The following is a 17,836-nucleotide window of genomic DNA, read 5'->3' on the forward strand; positions in this document are numbered from 1 at the left end:
TTTGCACCAAACCCTTATCAGCACTGGGTTTGTGGACTTTATTTGACCTTCTCTACCAATTGAGGCAACGCTTTTTTCATGTAATAGAACATCGACCAAAGCGTTAAAAAGGATGCGATCCAGATTAACCATGTTCCTACTTGTGCGCAATTAAGCCACCCAAACAAAGTGTCGTTTAGCAATAAAAATGGAATAGCTACAAGTTGAGCTGTTGTTTTTAACTTGCCGACCATGTGTACAGCAACACTTTTTCCAGCACCCAGGAGTGCCATCCACTCTCTCAGTGCAGAGATAGTAATTTCGCGACCAATAATGATTAATGCTACCCAAACTTGGACGCGATCCATATTCAGCAAAACGAGTAATGAGGCGGCAACAATTAATTTATCTGCTACTGGGTCTAAGAATTGACCAAACGCAGACTCTTGTTTCATTTTGCGAGCCAAGAAACCGTCCAGCCAGTCAGTCACTGCCGCAAACACAAAAATAATGGTGGCAGTCAGATTCTGCTCAAAGGGAGTAAGCCAGTTACTGGGCAAATAAAACACTGCAACCACAAGTGGAATTGCGGCTACGCGCAACCAGGTTAGGGCAATAGGCAGATTAAATGGCATGGCTCAAGCATAAACCAATGTGGATGTGCTGGGCAATCAATGGAGCTGCCTGTAGATTTGCTCAGCCAATGCTGTAGATATTCCCTCAACGCTGGAAAGCTCTTCAATAGAAGCGTTCGAAACGCCGCGTAGTCCACCGAATCGAGCCAGTAATTTTTGACGGCGTTTTGCGCCAATTCCTTCAATCTCTTCCAGCTGAGAAACCGTTCTGGCTTTTGCCCGTTTTGCACGCATACCCGTAATCGCAAAGCGATGCGCCTCATCCCGGATTTGCGCTACCAACAATAAGGCTGCGCTATCAATACCAAGTTCGAGCGACTTACGTCCATCTGCAAAGATCAGAGTCTCAAGACCCACCTTACGCCCCTCACCTTTAGCGACACCAACAATCAATCCAATATCCATGCCGAATTCAGAGAGAACTTGCCTTGCCATCTCAACCTGCCCCTTACCACCGTCAATCAAAATGACTTGCGGCATCTTCTCAACAGGAAGCTCTTGGAAGTTCGCATAACGGCGTTGCAAGACTTGACGCATCGCTGCATAGTCATCACCCGGAGTAATGTCATTGATATTAAAGCGGCGGTATTCACTAGGCTGCATTGCATTTTTGGAATACACGACACAAGAAGCTTGCGTAGCCTCACCAGAAGTGTGGCTAATATCAAAACACTCAATGCGCAGTTGCTCAAGACTTTCTAATTCCAATGCCAATACATCAGCCAATGCTCGTGCTCTTGCCAGTTGACCGCCCGTCTCTACCAAACGCTTTGCTATCGCAATCTTGGCATTACCTTCCGCCATGGCTAACCAATGCCGTCTCTGGCCCTGCGGCTGATGTAGGAAAGTAATACGCTTACCAGCTTGTGCATTGAGTAAATCATGCAAACCTTCCGGAGCCGTTTGCTCGGAAACATCTTCAGTACTCTCTTCCGGAGCCGCAATATCATCAAGCAACTTTCTCAAGGGGTGATTCAGAATCAGTACAGGCGGAATTAAATTAGTTGTCGCTTCACCATCACCAGACTTCTCCTCCAGATAATGCTGAGCAATAAAGGCCTCGAGAATTTCAGCTGGTGGTGGCAACTCTCCAGACGTTGAACGCAAGCCCTTGGGAAAGTAGGCGCGATCACCTAAATGGCGCCCACCCCGAATCATTGCCAGATTGACGCAGACCACGCCCTCCATTTGAGCGACCGCAATCACATCAACATCACCTTCGCCATCGGCAACCGTATCCATAGATTGTTGTTGTAAGACGCTGGACAGATCTGCAATACGATCCCTTAGTACAGCAGCCATTTCAAATTCCATGGCATCGCTATACGCATGCATTTTCTTTTCTAACTCAGAAAGTACGCGACCATGATCGCCCTCTAAAAAACGGGTTGCCTGAGCTACGTCCTGCCCATACTGCTCAACACTCAGACGTCCAACACAAGGTGCGCTACAGCGATGAATTTGATGCAGTAAACAAGGGCGACTACGGTTTTTAAATACAGAGTCTTCGCAGGTCCTTAGACGAAATACTTTCTGCAATATCTGTACGCTGTTGCGCACAGCCCATGAATTAGGGAATGGTCCGAAATAGTGATTCCGCTTATCCGTTTTACCGCGATAAGAGGCTAAACGTGGAAACTGGTGCCCAGTCAACATCACATAGGGATAGGACTTATCATCTCGGAAGAGAATATTGAATGGAGGAGCGAGCTCCTTAATCAGATTGTTCTCTAGAATGAGGGCTTCGGTTTCTGAGCGTGTTACTGTAGTTTCGTAGCGTGCAATTTTCCCAACCATCAGCTCTATGCGTGGTGAAAGTTGAGTGCGCTGGAAGTAACTAGATACACGCTTTTTGAGGTTGCGCGCTTTTCCGACATACAGAATATGTCCCGCTTCATCAAAAAAGCGATACACCCCCGGCAATCCGGGTAGCCGTTTAACATCCTGCTGAAGGGTTTCAAAAAGCGAATTGCTCATGCGTTGGGATATTTTCTGTCAAATCGTAGACAACTATGGTGATGCCGGTGTTTGCTGGCGCCTAGCAAGAAGCTTAACAAGCCTTCACGGCCAAGACGTGCGCATTTTCTGTGACGATCTACCAACCCTTAATTTACTCGCTTCTGGGGTTGATCCTGAAATCAAGCGCCTGATCGATGTTCAGCCTTGGGAAGCAAGTCATAACAACAGCCGCCATCCAGTAGATCCTCCTGATGTAGTGATCGAGGCATTTGGATGCGATCTACCAGAGCGCTATCTTGCGGGCCTATTGATTGCCCCAAAAAAACCCATCATCCTCAATCTAGAGTATTTAAGCGCAGAGCCCTGGATCGTGGAGTTTCACCAGAAGGCATCTCCACAGGCGCACGGCATTCCGAAATACTTCTTCTTCCCAGGCTTTCAGGAGAATGTAGGTGGCATTTTGATTGATCCAATACCCAAGGAGCCATCTCTCACAAAGCAATTAATCCCCGAGAATCTTAGGGCCAGTTGGAAGCTCTTGCGACCTGATACAAAACGCATCAGTGTTTTTTGCTACCCGGGTGTACCGTTACTGAAATGGCTAGAAGATCTAGCAACATTAGATGAGAACTTTGACATTGTGTTGACACATGGTCAACGTGAGCAATTGCAGTTCAGCTCCGCCCACCCTACTCAGCCACTTGCCCTACCCGAATCTATTAAGTTAATCTCCATACCGTTTGTTTCTCAAGATGAATATGACTGGGTACTCTCACAATGTGACTTCAATATTGTTCGGGGCGAAGATTCTTTTGTCCGAGCGCAGTTAGCTGGCAAGCCCTTTATTTGGCATATTTACCCCCAGGAAGATCGCGCTCACGAAACCAAATTGGCTGCATTTTTGGACCTCTATCTTGAAGATGCATCACAAGAACTCAAACACGCGGTCATTGCCGCGATGACTTGGGCAATGCCAAGTGATTGGCATCAATCGATTGATGAGTGGGATGCCCATTCCAAGGCTTGGCGAGCAGATTTACTGGAAAAACAAGCTGATGGTGGCTTAGCTGCCCGTCTAATGGGCTTTGTAGCCTGATCTTGGGCGTAATGAGGCTGCGGGCGGTTACAATCTTGTTTTTGATAAAAACCGCAGAAAATCAGCTCTGCACCCAGGAATAGCAAGATGAAAACAGCACAAGAACTCCGCGTTGGTAACGTAGTAATGATCGGCACTGATGCCATGGTCGTTTTAAAAGCAGAATACAGCCGCTCAGGCCGCAACTCTTCTGTTGTAAAAATGAAATTTAAGAACTTGTTAACCGGCGCACCTAACGAAGGTGTTTACAAAGCTGATGACAAATTCGATGTAGTGATCTTGGATAAGAAAGATTGCACCTACTCTTACTTCGCAGATCCAATGTATGTATTTATGGATGGTGACTACAACCAATATGAAGTTGAAGCGGAGTTCATGGGTGATGCATTGAACTACCTTGAAGAAAGCATGCCTTGTGAAGTGGTGTTCTACGAAGGTAAGGCACTCTCAGTAGCCATGCCAAACTCTTTGGTTCGTGAAATCATTTATACAGAGCCAGCAGTTAAAGGTGATACCAGCTCAGGCAAAGTATTGAAGACTGCAAAACTAGCTACTGGCTATGAATTGCAAGTTCCATTGTTCTGCAACACTGGTGACAAGATCGAGATTGATACTCGTACTGGCGAATATCGTAGCCGCGCTAACTAATTAGCTCGCTCGATAGCAAAAAGCTCGGTTCGCCGGGCTTTTTTATTTGTTTGAGTTTTTACTCGCAAGCAAGCTCTATCACCTAGGCAATGAGCTTCAATTGCTGGAGTAAACCTCTAGCGTGTTGATATTGCGCTTCACCCTGTAGCTCATCCCAAGCAGGAGCAGTGGCAGTTGGCATCAAACGATTTAATCGAATAGCAGACTCCGCTTGTTTCGCTTTGGAGACTTTCAACTGACTGAGCAATTGATCTGCTAAGTCTGGACGATTACAAATCAGCACTGCATCGCATCCCGCCTCAAGCGCCATATCAGCGCCCTTCACCACAGAGCCAGCAACGCTTGCCCCTTCCATCGAAAGGTCATCACTAAAGATGACACCTTGAAAACCCAACTCTTGACGCAAAATGGAATGAAGCCATATCTTAGAAAAGCCCGCTGGATTTTTATCAACCTTTGGATAGATTACATGGGCTGGCATTACTGCTGTTAAGCTGAGATCCAACCATTCATAAGGCTTAGCATCATCATTCAGAATTTGCTTCAAGGAACGCTCATCCACCGGAATAGCTACATGAGAATCTGCTTCTGCCCAGCCATGCCCCGGGAAGTGTTTACCGCAGTTCGCCATACCAGCAAGGCGTAAGCCTTCGTTCAGACTCTTCGCCAACGCAAAGGTAATTTGCGGATCACGACTAAATCCACGATCTCCAATGACACCGCTGCGACCAAAATCGAGATCCAGGACTGGGGTAAAACTAAAGTCGACACCACAAGCTCGCAACTCAGCAGCTAGAACATACCCACAGGCAGTCGCTGCCGCCATCGCAATCGCAGCAGATTCGGCGGTGTGTTTTGATTTATTCTTAGACTCCCAAAGTTCACCAAGCTTACGCATGGCTGGCAAATGGGTAAAACCATCAGTTCTGCAGCGCTGAACGCGTCCACCCTCATGATCAATCGAGATCAACACGTCAGAACGGAGTTTTTTAATTTCTGCAGTGAGTTTGGCGAGTTGTTTGCGATTGGCGAAGTTTCTGCCAAATAGAATTACTCCACCAGTTAGAGGATGCAAGATGCGACGACGATCTTCTGCATTTAAATCAAGGCCCACAACATCTAAAGTAATTGGGCCTGGTTTCATGGTCGACTTACTCATGGATTCCTCGTAATTTTTTGATGTTATTTGCTGTTATTTATTACTGTGTTTATCTTTGCGTAACAATGACATGGGCAATGGCCATATCTTGCTCATCACTTACCGTAACTTGAGCTTCCCAGTTTTTATCCTGCATAAATTGTGCAAGCGCACCTAAATAGGAGGTAACCGGTTTACCGCTGGGCTCATTGAGTGTTTGCAAAGAGCGCCAAGTCATTGGCATTCTCATGCCCAAGCCAATTGCTTTGGAGAAAGCTTCTTTTGCAGCAAAGCGCGTTGCCAAAAAAGCAATACCCCGCTTGTGATTCCTAGCTAAGCGATGCTTGAAAACCAACATCTCATCTGGCCCAAGAATTTTTTCAGCCAAGCGTCCATTGGTACGATCGTAAGCAGCTTGAAGCCGCTCGATCTGCAAAATGTCTGTGCCTATACCGATGATCATTTTTATACCGCCAGGTTCATTCCGCTTTGGAAGTGTTTGCTCTACCCTGAACCATCAGAGCCTTCATATCCGTAATGGCTTTTTGCCAGCCCTTAAAGAGTGCCTCAGCAACAATCGCGTGACCAATATTGAGTTCTGAGAGCTCCGCAATGGCAGCTACCGGCATCACATTTCCTTCGTGCAAGCCATGCCCAGCATTAACTCTCAGACCAATACTCGCCCCAAACTGAGCAGCTTTTCTGATGCGCTCAAGCTCTTGCATTTGTTGGTCACCAGAAAGATCTGCGTAACGCCCAGTATGCAACTCCACTACTGTTGCTCCAACATCCTTAGCGGCTTGAATTTGCTTTTCTTCTGGATCAATAAACAGGGATACCCGAATGCCTGCACCTTTTAATTGCGCAGTAGCTGCTTGAACAGCTTGAAAGTGTCCCAACACATCCAAGCCGCCTTCAGTAGTAACCTCTTCACGCTTTTCAGGAACAAGGCACACATCATGTGGCTGCACCCGGCAAGCAATATTGATCATCTCCGGAGTAACGGCGCACTCTAAGTTCATACGTGTCTGAATTAAGGGGCGCAAGGCTATCAAATCGGCGTCTTTAATATGGCGACGATCCTCACGTAAATGTAGGGTGATTAAATCAGCACCCGCCTCTTCAGCTAAACGGGCAGCCTTTAATGGATCAGGGTAAATCGTGCCACGCGCATTACGCAAGGTAGCAACGTGATCGATATTGATGCCAAGTTCTAGCTTTGGTTGGGTATTCATTGGCTTAGATTACTAGATTTTCTTCAGATCAATCAAAATCTGACGGGTAGTCAACACTTGATCCTGAAGATGCAATCCCAATAGGAAGCGCATTAACTGCTTACTCTCAGAAAGCGTCTCTTGATCAGAAAAGTCACCTGCTGCAATGGCTAGCAGAGATTTGCCACTCAAGACCGGCCAGTGGCCTGGATCATCCCCTTGAGCAGGCCTCACGCCACGCTCTGGTTGATAAACATACTGCTCATTGGAGATCGGAGCACTATTCGTTTCTACACAGCGATCTAGTGCTGCTGCATAACCCGTTTCCTGTAAGAGCGTTAATTCAAAAGGACGTAGAATTTCTTCTAGGCCTTTGGATTCCAGCTCAAGATTAGATAAAGCAGAAATCGTATCGGTGTAATGGTCATAGAGTTTTTCATAGTCATCCTCGCGAGCGAGAAACTTGACTAATAACTCATTGAGATAAAAACCGCATAAGAGTGCATCCCCAACTAGAGATGGCGTGCCGCCAACCCACTCTGACTTCGTTAATGTCCGTAGTTCAGACTTACCACTCCAAGAAACCAATAGAGGTTGAAAGCGTTGCAATACTGGACGAAGGCTTGAGTGGGGACGCTTAGCACCCTTAGCAATCAAGGCCATACGGCCATATTGACGCGTAAAGACATCCAGAATTAAGCTGGTTTCCTTATAAGGGATGCTGTGCAATACAAAAGCAGGTTCGTCAGCAACACGAATAGAAGCCATGAATAATTACTCTAGCCCTTGCGCCCGTAATTCAGCACGATCATCAGCCCAGCCACGTTTAACCTTGACCCAAGTCTCCAGGAATACCTTTCCATCAAAGAGCTTTTCCATGTCAATACGGGCATCAGTTGAGATCTTCTTCAGTCGCTCGCCCTTAGCACCAATAATCATCGCCTTATGGCTGTCGCGATCTACCAAAATAGTGGCAGCGATACGGCGCATCTTGCCATCCATCTTGAACTGATCAATGACTACTGTGCTGGTGTAAGGCAATTCCTCGCCAGTAAAACGAAAGACCTTCTCACGCAAAATCTCAGCAGCCAAGAAGCGTTCACTACGATCGGTGATGGTGTCGCCATCGTAGACTGCTGGTGCCTCAGGCAAGTAGCCCTCGAGCACGTCTAACAATCTTTCAACATCTCCAGGACTCTTGGCACTCATCGGCACGATTTCAGCGAACTCGCACTTCTGATCTTCATGACCACCCAATTCGCACCAAGGACGGGCCATATCCTTAATGAAGTTGAGTAGCGCCTGATCACGCTCAGAAGGAGTCTGGAAGCGGCTATTAAATAAATCTAATTTATTCAAAACTAAGACAACGGGCAGGTCATCTGGAAGTAGTTTCAGGACCTTCTTGTCATCCTCACCGAAGTAGCCAGCCTCAACTACAAAGCAAGCCACATTCACATCCTGCAAGGCAGTGGTTACCGTACGATTCAAGGCCTTGTTCAGGGTATTCATTAAACGAGTCTGAAAGCCTGGCGTATCAATGAAGATGAACTGCGCCTCTTCACGATTCTGAATACCTAAAATCCGATGACGTGTAGTCTGAGCTTTGCGCGACGTGATACTGATCTTCTGACCAACTAAAGCATTCAAGAGAGTCGATTTGCCCATATTCGGACGGCCAACAATGGCGATAGTGCCGCATCTAAACACAATTAGCCCTTCAGCTTAAGATTTAACTGTTCTTCGGTTGCTACTTTTTTTGCCGCCTTCTTTTTAGCCGACCGCGTCTTTTTGGGTTTACCCAGTGCTTGTGGCAAGGCTTTCAGCGCAGAGACTAAAGCCAACTTAGCTGCCGCTTGTTCTGCTGCACGTCTAGAGGCACCCTCACCCTTAACAGCAACCTTAAGATTAGGTATTAGGCACTCAACCTCAAATTGCTGGTTATGAGCTGCACCACTAGTACCGGTAACGTTATAAGCAGGTAGCGGCAACTGATAACTCTGTAAACACTCCTGCAACAAAGTCTTATCGTCTTTACCCAAGGTCTTGGGATCAACGTTAGCCAAAATGATGGAATATAACTTACGTAAACACGTCTTAGCCGCATCAAATCCACCATCCAAAAAGATTGCGCCAGTGACCGCCTCAAGCGTGTCAGCCAGAATAGATGGGCGACGGAAACCACCGCTCTTTAACTCCCCCTCACCTAAACGCAGGTAGTCTGATAGCGATAGCGTTTGAGCGATCTCATAGAGCGCTTGCTGCTTGACTAAGTTTGCTCGAACACGAGAAAGATCACCCTCATCTAAATCGGAATAACGCTCATAGAGCATTTCTGCAACAACGCAATTCAGAATCGAGTCGCCTAAAAACTCAAGACGCTCATTATTTTTCTTGCTATGACTACGGTGTGTAAGCGCTTGATTGAGCAGCTCTAGTTTTTTAAACGTGTAGCCCAGTTGCGCTTGCAGCGGTGCAGTTTCGATAACGGCGCGGGCATTCATGATCTTATTCGAAGCCGCCAATGCGACCTAGATCTCCGAGGTTCAGCCAAACAAAGAATGCTCTTCCCACGATATTTTTATCCGGCACAAATCCCCAGTAACGAGAATCAGCGCTATTGTCACGGTTATCGCCCATCGCAAAGTAATGACCCGCAGGCACCTTGCAAGTAAGCCCAGCATTAATGTATTGGCAGTTTTCAAATCCAGGAAAACGCTCTGCAGGGAACATGCCAACAGGTCTATCAGGATGATTCAATATCTCATGCTTGTTGCCACCCAGGTCAGCAGGAAATGATTCTGAAAACCGCTTGGCATAGCGCATATTTTCTGGATCAAGGTAAGGCTCGCCGCCGCTATATTGCAAAGGCTGATCATTTACCGTTAAGCGCTTGTCTTGGTAAGTAATAGTGTCTCCAGGTATAGCGACTACACGCTTAATGTAATCAATGGATTCATCACGTGGATAACGGAACACCACAACATCACCACGTTTTGGAGATCCTAGATCAACTACCTTCTGATTAATCACTGGCAAACGAATACCATAGGTAAATTTATTTACCAGAATAAAGTCGCCAATCTGTAGGGTTGGGATCATGGATCCCGATGGAATTTTGAATGGCTCTACAAGAAATGAGCGCAGCACAAAGACCGCGCAAATTACCGGGAAAAAACCGGCCGTATATTCCAACCACAATGGCATGCGATCGATACCAGCCACCCGTCTTTGCGGGGCAAAGTAGTAACGGTCAGCAATCCAAGCAATACCTGAGACCACTACCAAGATAAAAAGGATGAGGGCAAAATTCATTAATCGTCCACCTGCAAAATGGCTAAGAAGGCTTCTTGTGGAATCTCCACATTACCTACTTGCTTCATGCGCTTCTTACCTTCTTTTTGCTTCTCTAGTAATTTGCGTTTACGAGAAATATCCCCGCCATAACACTTAGCCAACACGTTTTTACGTAAAGCCTTCACGTTTTCACGAGCAACAATATTGCTACCAATCGCCGCCTGAATGGCGACATCAAACATCTGACGCGGAATAATGCCGCGCATCTTAGCAACCACTTCGCGCCCGCGATGCTGACTGTTGCTACGATGGACAATCACCGAGAGAGCGTCAACTCGCTCACTATTAATGAGAATGTCGACTTTAACCACATCAGCAGGACGATATTCTTTGAACTCATAGTCCATCGATGCATAGCCACGCGAGATGGATTTCATCTTGTCGAAGAAATCCAAAACAATTTCAGCCATAGGCAACTCATAGGTGAGCTTCACTTGACGACCAAGGTAGTTCATATCCATCTGAATACCGCGCTTACCAACGCATAGCGTAATGATCGAACCTACATACTCTTGCGGCATGTACAGATTGACCGTCACAATCGGCTCAAGAATCGTATTGATTTTGCTAGCCTCGGGCATCTTTGACGGGTTATCTACCGACAAGATAGTGCCGTCTGACTGCTCAACTTGGTAAACCACCGTTGGAGCAGTGGTGATGAGGTTCATACCGTATTGACGCTCTAAACGCTCTTGCACAATCTCCATATGGAGAAGACCTAAGAAGCCGCAGCGGAATCCAAAACCGAGTGCTTGTGAAACCTCAGGCTCATACAAGAGTGAAGCATCATTTAATTGCAGCTTCTCTAAAGACTCTCGTAGTTGATCGTATTCACTGGACTCTACTGGGTACAGACCCGCAAAGACCTGTGGCTTTACTTCTTTAAATCCAGGAAGCGGTTCGGTAGCAGGAACTCGACCTTGTTGTCCGGGTGTATGGGTAACGGTATCGCCCACCTTGGCAGCTTTCAGCTCTTTGATGCCAGCAATCACGAAGCCTACCTGGCCAGCAGATAACTCTGGGCGATCTACAGATTTCGGGCTAAACACGCCAACATGCTCGACCAAATGACTTGAGCCATTTGCCATCAAGGTAATTTTTTCTTTTGGCTTTAAGGTGCCGTTCACAACGCGCACCAGCATCACTACGCCAACGTAGTTATCAAACCAAGAGTCAATAATTAAAGCCTGCAAAGGATCTGCTGCATTACCCTTGGGTGGGGGTACGAGCGCAATCATTTCTTCAATGACATCCTGTACACCCAATCCAGTCTTAGCTGAACAGGTCACTGCGTCTGATGCATCGATCCCGATAACATCTTCAATTTCTTTTTTGGCCCGCTCTGGATCTGCCTGCGGCAAATCAATCTTATTGAGCACTGGCACAACCTCAACACCCAACTCCAGCGCCATATAGCAATTAGCAACTGTTTGAGCCTCAACGCCTTGACTTGCATCCACCACCAAAAGTGCACCTTCACATGCAGACAGCGAGCGACTTACTTCATATGAAAAATCGACGTGCCCTGGTGTATCAATCAAATTGATGTTGTAGGTTTTACCGTCTTTGGATTTATAAGTAAGCGCAGCAGTTTGCGCCTTAATGGTGATACCACGCTCACGCTCGATATCCATCGAGTCGAGAACTTGTGCTTCCATTTCACGATCAGAGAGACCGCCGCAAAGTTGAATAATGCGATCAGCAAGCGTGGATTTGCCGTGATCAATGTGGGCGATGATAGAAAAATTGCGGATTAAATCCATAGCGTCTTATGTGGTCTTCAAAAAACGCCTTGTCAGAACGCACCACGATGATGCGCTGCAAAAAGCCGTCTTAAAGTGATTGTAATGGGTGGCGCCAAAATGGCGCCAAACCCGTTTATTTCACCCAAAAACCTCGGTTTTGGCTTATTTTGGCCTTACTGGAATAATCATGGTGCTATCGGCTCTGCGGACAAAAACCGGGACAGCCTTAGTGGAGTCTAAGCCCTTTACCAAGCCTTCAAACTGCTTAATCCCAGTAATATCCACATCTGCAATCCGAATGATGACATCCCCAGGACGAACGCCTGCACGTACCAAAGGACCATCTCCTAGACCAGTAACCTCAACGCCACCACGGATATTGAGCTCTTTCTTCTTACTGTCTGAAAGCTCAGAAACTGCCACCCCAAGAGAATTAGCATTTCCGCCAGCTGAACCGGAGTTATCCGACCTCTTGACGGCAGCCTGACCTGCTTCAGTATCCACAACAGAAACCACTAAGTCTTTGGTGGATCCTTTGCGCCAAACTTGTACGCTGGCACTAGTACCCGGCCTAGTCTCACCAACCACCCTAGGAAGATCTGTGGATTTACCGATATCACGACCGTTGAAGCTGAGAATCACATCCCCAGACTCAATCCCACCTGCAGCTGCCGGACCACCTGGCTCAACGTTACGAACATAAGCACCACGTGGTTTACCTAAGCCTAAACTTTCAGCAATCTCTTTAGTCATCTCACCTAAAGCAACACCAATACGGCCGCGTGTCATTTTTCCATTGGTACGCAATTGGTCCGCAACGCGCATCGCTTCATCAATCGGAATAGCAAAGGAAATTCCCATATATCCGCCAGATCGGCTAAAGATTTGCGAGTTGATACCAATTACCTGGCCAGCGGTATTTAACAAGGGGCCGCCAGAGTTGCCAGGATTAACCGCTACGTCTGTCTGAATAAAGGGCAAGTAATCACCAGTATCACGACTCTTGGCGGAAACGATGCCTGCTGTCACCGTATTTTCTAAACCAAATGGGGAGCCAATCGCCAATACCCACTCACCTACCCTCACGCGAGAAGAGTCGCCGAGTGGCAACTTCGGTAAGTCACGTGCATCAATTTTGACCACCGCCACATCAGTACGCTTATCCATACCCAATAGCTTGGCCTTGTACTCACGCTTATCAGTCAAAGTAACGTAAATGGTATTTGCGCCCTCAACCACGTGGGCATTCGTCAAAATCAAGCCGTTGGATTCAATAATGAAACCCGAGCCTACGCCACGATCCGCCTCTTGCGGTTTGCCAGAGTTTGGTTGAGCTTGCTTAGGTCCGCTAGGCATTCCTGGGATAGGCACACCAAAGAATCGACGGAAGAACTCAGCCTGCTCCTCTGGCATTCCTGGAATACCACCCTGAGCTTGCTGCTGCATCACTTTTTCAGTGGTGCGAATATTCACCACAGCAGGGCTGGCCCTCTCAACCAGATCAGCAAAATCGGGAATGGAAACCCGTGGACTCTGGGCGGAGACCTGAGAAATCAATGCGAATTGCCCTAAGCTAAAGATAGCCAAGAGCGTAATAAGGTACTTTTTCATAATGCTATAGACCTGCTTGGTAAAAACCAATAATTGAAAAAACGAAGAAAGGAAAAGCCTAATCTGTATATTAGGTCAGTTTGCCAAAAATCAAGGTACCGTTAGTACCCCCAAAGCCAAAGTTGTTTTTGACGGCATGATCAATCTTCACATCGCGAGCTGTATTGGCGCAGTAGTCCAAATCACACTCGGGATCTTGATTGAAGATATTGATTGTTGGTGGAGACTTTTGATTATGTAAAGCCAGAATAGTAAAAACAGACTCCAAGCCGCCAGCACCACCTAAAAGGTGACCAGTCATCGACTTGGTAGAGTTAATCAAAACCTTCTTGGCATGATCGCCAAGAGCCGCTTTAATAGCACCGGTTTCGTTCTTGTCACCCAAAGGTGTCGAAGTGCCGTGTGCATTGATATATTGAATCTGATCGGGATTTAAGCCGGCATCACGCATAGCGTTCACCATACAACGACGTGGACCATCCATATTTGGAGCAGTCATGTGATATGCGTCGCCACTCATACCAAAGCCCAAAAGCTCACAGTAAATTTTTGCACCACGTGCTTTAGCGTGCTCATACTCTTCCAGAACAACAACACCGGCACCCTCACCCAGAACAAAACCATCACGGTCTTTATCCCAGGGACGTGAAGCTGTTGCTGGATCATCATTTCGAGTAGATAGCGCCCTTGCTGAAGCAAAGCCACCAACACCCAATGCTGAAATAGTGGATTCAGCACCGCCGGCAACCATCACATCGGCATCACCGTACTGAATTAAGCGTGCTGCCAAGCCAATACTATGCAGGCCGGTAGTGCAAGCTGTTACTGCAGCCACGTTTGGACCTTTGAGGCCAAACAAGATGCTGAGATGGCCAGAAATCATATTGATGATTGAGCCCGGCACAAAGAACGGGGAGATGCGACGAGGACCACGAGCCAGCAACTCAGCGCCAGTTTCTTCAATCATCGGCAATCCACCAATGCCTGAACCAACCATAACGCCAACGCGCTCTGCGTTCTCTTCGGTTATCTGTAAACCGCTGTCACGAATTGCTTGCGTACCAGCAGCAATGCCGTAATGGATAAAGGTATCCATATGACGCGCCTCTTTGGCAGAAACATATTCTTCGACATTGAAATCTTTAACCTCGCCGGCGAAATGTACGCTCAGCGGAGTATGGTCAAACTTCGTGATGGTAGCTATGCCTGATTTGCCCGCAAGCAAATTAGACCAAGCTATATCAACCGAATTACCAACTGGTGAAATAAGGCCTAAGCCGGTAACAACAACCCGGCGACGGCCATTTGATGCTGACACAGTAGTAGCTTTTAACTAAGCTAGGGAATTAACCCTGAGCTTTTGACTGAGCAAAATCGATAGCGAGCTGAACAGTAGTAATTTTTTCAGCTTCTTCATCCGGAATTTCAATCCCGAACTCATCTTCCAAAGCCATTACCAATTCAACAGTGTCAAGAGAGTCTGCGCCTAAGTCATTCACAAAAGAAGATTCATTCTTGATCTCTGCTTCTGCGACGCCCAATTGCTCAGCGACGATCTTCTTAACGCGTTGTTCGATGTTATCCATTAATTCCCCCAAGGGTTGTAAAAAAACGATGAAAAGGATTTTATCAGCTTGGCGAGCTAAATTAGTAAATCCGCCCAAAAATGATCAAATTTCTGCCTTATTTTTAGGCTAAATAGAGGCCACCATTAACGTGTAAGGTATTACCCGTAATGTATCCAGCTGCTGGAGAGGCTAAAAACGCCACTGCCTGAGCCACATCCTCTGGGCTGCCTAGGCGAGCTAAAGGAATATTCGCTTTTAGCGAATTTTGCTGCTCTTCGCTCAATGCACGGGTCATATCAGTATCAATAAATCCAGGTGCCACACAGTTCACTGTGATATTTCGGCTACCAATTTCACGAGCCAGGGCACGAGTCATTCCAGATACACCTGATTTAGCAGCGGCGTAATTGGCCTGTCCAGGGTTACCCATGTGACCAACAATCGAGGTAATGTTAATAATGCGACCACCGCGGGCTTTCATCATTGGTCGCATTACCGCCTGTGATAAACGAAAAACAGCACTTAAGTTGGTATCGATCACATCAGTCCACTCGTCTGTTTTCATACGCATGGCTAAGTTATCGCGGGTGATGCCAGCGTTATTCACCAAAATGTTGATACCGCCAAAATCTTTGACGATCAAATCAATGATGTCCTCACATGCTTTTGGGTCAGTCACATTCAATACTTCACCACGACCACCGCTCGCTTGTAAACGCGCATTAATTGCTTTGGCGCCATCTTCGGACGTGGCAGTACCAATTACTTTGGCGCCACATTTCACCAACTCATCTGCAATGGCCTGACCAATTCCGCGCGATGCACCTGTCACCAATGCAATTTGTCCGCTTAAATCGAGATTCATAGTTATCTTCCGCTGTTTCTTAATTGTTTCTAGAGTGTATTTTTACTTTACCGCAGCCAATGCCTCATTGAGACTGACTTCATCAAAAATAGGTAGCCCAATAACTTTCTCGTTGATGCGCTTAGTCAGCCCGGCTAATACCTTGCCTGGACCACACTCAATCACTTGAGTAATACCTTGTTGCGCCATGGCATTGATCGTCTCTTGCCAGCGAACTGGCTTAGCAGCTTGACGCACTAAGGCATCCTTAATCGCCGCTGGATCATTGAGAACATTCACATCAACGTTATTGACCACTGAAATAGTGGGGACCTTAAATTCAATGTCAGCCAAGTAGCCTTTGAGTTTTTCAGAGGCAGGCTGTAGCAATGATGAATGAAATGGTGCGGAAACTGGTAATGGCAAAGCGCGTTTCGCACCAGCTGCCTTGAGCAATTCACAGGCCTTAGTCACCGCATCAGTTCCACCAGCAATCACTACCTGACCTGGAGCATTGAAGTTCACCGCTTCGACCACGCCACCAGAGGCTGTAGCAGCTTCAGCGCAAACCGTCTTCACAATTGCATCATCCAAGCCCAAGATCGCAGCCATCCCACCAGTACCAACTGGAACCGCTGTTTGCATTGCTTCAGCACGAAAGCGCACCAAAGGCACAGCATCCTTAAAAGAGATTACGCCAGCAGCAACCAAAGCGGAGTATTCGCCCAGACTATGACCAGCCATCATCTGAGGAACGGCGCCACCAGAGGCCAACCATGCGCGATAAAAAGCAATCGCTGCAGTCAACATCACAGGCTGTGTATTGGTTGTTAAAGATAATGCTTCTGCAGGGCCTTCAGCAATCAGCTTTGCAACATCTTCACCCAGAGCTTCTGAAGCCTCCTGAAGGGTCGCACGAACTTCAGGGCGATCAGCAATCGTGTTGAGCATCCCAACTGATTGGGAACCTTGGCCTGGAAATACAAATGCAAATGTCATATGAATAGTCGCTGAATAATAGTTGTGAATATATTTTTAGCTTTAGCGCTTCGCTTTAGTATTTAATGACTGCGGCACCCCAAGCAAAGCCACCGCCCACACCCTCCAGTAGAAGGTGTTGACCACGTTGAATTTGACCAGAGCGAACTCCAACATCCAAAGCAAGCGGTATGGATGCAGCGGAAGTATTACCGTGCTCATGGACTGTCACAATGACATTGTCCATCGACATGCCCATCTTGCGAGCCGTACTCTCCATGATACGAATATTGGCTTGGTGTGGCACCAACCAATCAACTTGTTCTGGCTTGAGATTGGCTTTTTCTAGCGCCTCATGCGCAACTTGCTCAAGCACCTTAACGGCCAGCTTAAATACCGCAGGACCATCCATAGTTAAGTAAGCGGAGCCATCTACACCACCCTGTTTAGCACGCCCTGGTACGCACAGGATATCGCGCTGACTACCATCAGCATGTAAGGCTGTTGCCAAAATGCCTGGTTCTTTTGAAGCTTCGAGAATCACTGCCCCAGCACCATCACCAAATAATACGGAAGTGGTGCGATCTTGAAAATCCAAAATACGGGAAAATGTTTCTGCGCCAAGAACCAATACTTTTTTGTAAGTCCCTGTACGAATAAATGCATCTGCAATCGCGAGGGCATATGTAAAGCCAGCGCATACTGCCTGGACATCAAATGCCGCACAATTCGTGTGAGCGCCCAACTTATCTTGCACTACGCAAGCGGTACTGGGGAAGCCGCCTAAATGATCGGGCGTAGATGTCGCCAAAATAATTAAATCAAGATCTTCTGAGGTACAGCCAGCAGTCTCTAATGCTGCTTGAGCAGCTTTCACCGCTAAGTCACTGGTCAGTTGATTGTCTGCAGCAAAGTGACGTGCAGAAATTCCGCTGCGAGTCACAATCCATTCGTCACTAGTCTCAAGACCAATCTTGGCTAAACGCTCAACGAGATCCTGATTGGTTAAACGCTGCTCTGGCAAATAACTTCCAGTTCCCGCTATCCGTGAAAAAGTACTCATG

General features: G+C 47.1%; 18 protein-coding genes. 2 read left to right on the top strand and 16 right to left on the bottom strand.

The features are described from left to right. Positions 1-38 precede the first annotated feature (38 nt). Entirely contained in the window at positions 39-614 is a 576-nt protein-coding gene (gene pgsA / locus GQ359_RS07155; protein WP_215301479.1) for a CDP-diacylglycerol--glycerol-3-phosphate 3-phosphatidyltransferase, read from the bottom strand. A 36-nt stretch (positions 615-650) separates the two neighbouring features. Continuing rightward, positions 651-2,591 (bottom strand): excinuclease ABC subunit UvrC, encoded by a 1,941-nt coding sequence (uvrC, locus tag GQ359_RS07160; RefSeq protein WP_215386282.1) that lies wholly within the window; start codon positions 2,589-2,591, stop codon positions 651-653. Here uvrC and earP point away from each other — a divergent pair. Together earP and efp are read left to right on the top strand one after the other, a co-directional pair. Continuing rightward, positions 2,590-3,669, top strand: a complete 1,080-nt coding sequence (earP, locus tag GQ359_RS07165; protein ID WP_215386284.1) for an elongation factor P maturation arginine rhamnosyltransferase EarP — start codon at positions 2,590-2,592, stop codon at positions 3,667-3,669. The genes uvrC and earP overlap by 2 nt on opposite strands. Before the next feature lie 87 nt (positions 3,670-3,756). After that, positions 3,757-4,317: an elongation factor P gene (gene efp, locus GQ359_RS07170; protein WP_215301485.1), complete on the top strand. Its 561-nt coding sequence runs from the start codon at positions 3,757-3,759 to the stop codon at positions 4,315-4,317. Positions 4,318-4,399: 82 nt separating this feature from the next. Here efp and nagZ read toward each other — a convergent pair whose 3' ends face one another. The 14 genes from nagZ to GQ359_RS07240 all read right to left on the bottom strand — a co-directional run bounded on the left by nagZ (position 4,400) and on the right by GQ359_RS07240 (position 17,835). Next, positions 4,400-5,476 (bottom strand): beta-N-acetylhexosaminidase, encoded by a 1,077-nt coding sequence (gene nagZ, locus GQ359_RS07175; RefSeq protein ID WP_215386286.1) that lies wholly within the window; start codon positions 5,474-5,476, stop codon positions 4,400-4,402. A 49-nt stretch (positions 5,477-5,525) separates the two neighbouring features. Next, positions 5,526-5,918 (bottom strand): holo-ACP synthase, encoded by a 393-nt coding sequence (gene acpS / locus GQ359_RS07180; RefSeq protein ID WP_215386288.1) that lies wholly within the window; start codon positions 5,916-5,918, stop codon positions 5,526-5,528. Positions 5,919-5,934: 16 nt separating this feature from the next. After that, positions 5,935-6,690 carry a pyridoxine 5'-phosphate synthase gene (pdxJ, locus tag GQ359_RS07185; protein ID WP_215386290.1) on the bottom strand — a complete coding sequence of 252 codons (756 nt, stop codon included), beginning with the start codon at positions 6,688-6,690 and terminating at the stop codon, positions 5,935-5,937. Positions 6,691-6,702: 12 nt separating this feature from the next. Further along, a complete protein-coding gene (gene recO / locus GQ359_RS07190; RefSeq protein ID WP_215301492.1) occupies positions 6,703-7,437 on the bottom strand; it encodes a DNA repair protein RecO in 735 nt (244 codons plus the stop codon). Positions 7,438-7,443: 6 nt separating this feature from the next. Next, entirely contained in the window at positions 7,444-8,379 is a 936-nt protein-coding gene (gene era, locus GQ359_RS07195; RefSeq protein ID WP_215333580.1) for a GTPase Era, read from the bottom strand. Between the two features lie 2 nt (positions 8,380-8,381). Further along, a complete protein-coding gene (gene rnc, locus GQ359_RS07200; protein WP_215386292.1) occupies positions 8,382-9,173 on the bottom strand; it encodes a ribonuclease III in 792 nt (263 codons plus the stop codon). 4 nt (positions 9,174-9,177) lie between these two features. Then, the gene (lepB, locus tag GQ359_RS07205) at positions 9,178-9,984 is read right to left on the bottom strand and encodes a signal peptidase I (protein ID WP_215301497.1); all 807 of its coding nucleotides are present in this window, start codon (positions 9,982-9,984) and stop codon (positions 9,178-9,180) included. Beyond that, positions 9,984-11,789, bottom strand: a complete 1,806-nt coding sequence (gene lepA / locus GQ359_RS07210; protein ID WP_215301499.1) for a translation elongation factor 4 — start codon at positions 11,787-11,789, stop codon at positions 9,984-9,986. The genes lepB and lepA overlap by 1 nt, the downstream gene beginning before the upstream one ends. 144 nt (positions 11,790-11,933) lie before the next feature. Next, on the bottom strand, positions 11,934-13,382 hold the full coding sequence (locus GQ359_RS07215; RefSeq protein ID WP_215386294.1) for a DegQ family serine endoprotease: 1,449 nt from the start codon (positions 13,380-13,382) through the stop codon (positions 11,934-11,936). A 70-nt stretch (positions 13,383-13,452) separates the two neighbouring features. After that, on the bottom strand, positions 13,453-14,700 hold the full coding sequence (gene fabF / locus GQ359_RS07220) for a beta-ketoacyl-ACP synthase II (protein ID WP_215386296.1): 1,248 nt from the start codon (positions 14,698-14,700) through the stop codon (positions 13,453-13,455). Positions 14,701-14,728: 28 nt separating this feature from the next. Continuing rightward, a complete protein-coding gene (gene acpP / locus GQ359_RS07225) occupies positions 14,729-14,968 on the bottom strand; it encodes an acyl carrier protein (protein WP_046330561.1) in 240 nt (79 codons plus the stop codon). Positions 14,969-15,071: 103 nt separating this feature from the next. Then, a complete protein-coding gene (gene fabG / locus GQ359_RS07230) occupies positions 15,072-15,815 on the bottom strand; it encodes a 3-oxoacyl-ACP reductase FabG (protein ID WP_215301505.1) in 744 nt (247 codons plus the stop codon). A gap of 42 nt (positions 15,816-15,857) precedes the next feature. Next, positions 15,858-16,793 (bottom strand): ACP S-malonyltransferase, encoded by a 936-nt coding sequence (gene fabD, locus GQ359_RS07235; RefSeq protein ID WP_215386298.1) that lies wholly within the window; start codon positions 16,791-16,793, stop codon positions 15,858-15,860. A 55-nt stretch (positions 16,794-16,848) separates the two neighbouring features. Further along, positions 16,849-17,835, bottom strand: a complete 987-nt coding sequence (locus tag GQ359_RS07240) for a beta-ketoacyl-ACP synthase III (protein ID WP_215301508.1) — start codon at positions 17,833-17,835, stop codon at positions 16,849-16,851. Between the last annotated feature and the right edge of the window lies 1 nt (position 17,836).

The organism is Polynucleobacter sp. AM-7D1, assembly GCF_018688455.1.
Taxonomy (GTDB): Bacteria; Pseudomonadota; Gammaproteobacteria; order Burkholderiales; family Burkholderiaceae; genus Polynucleobacter.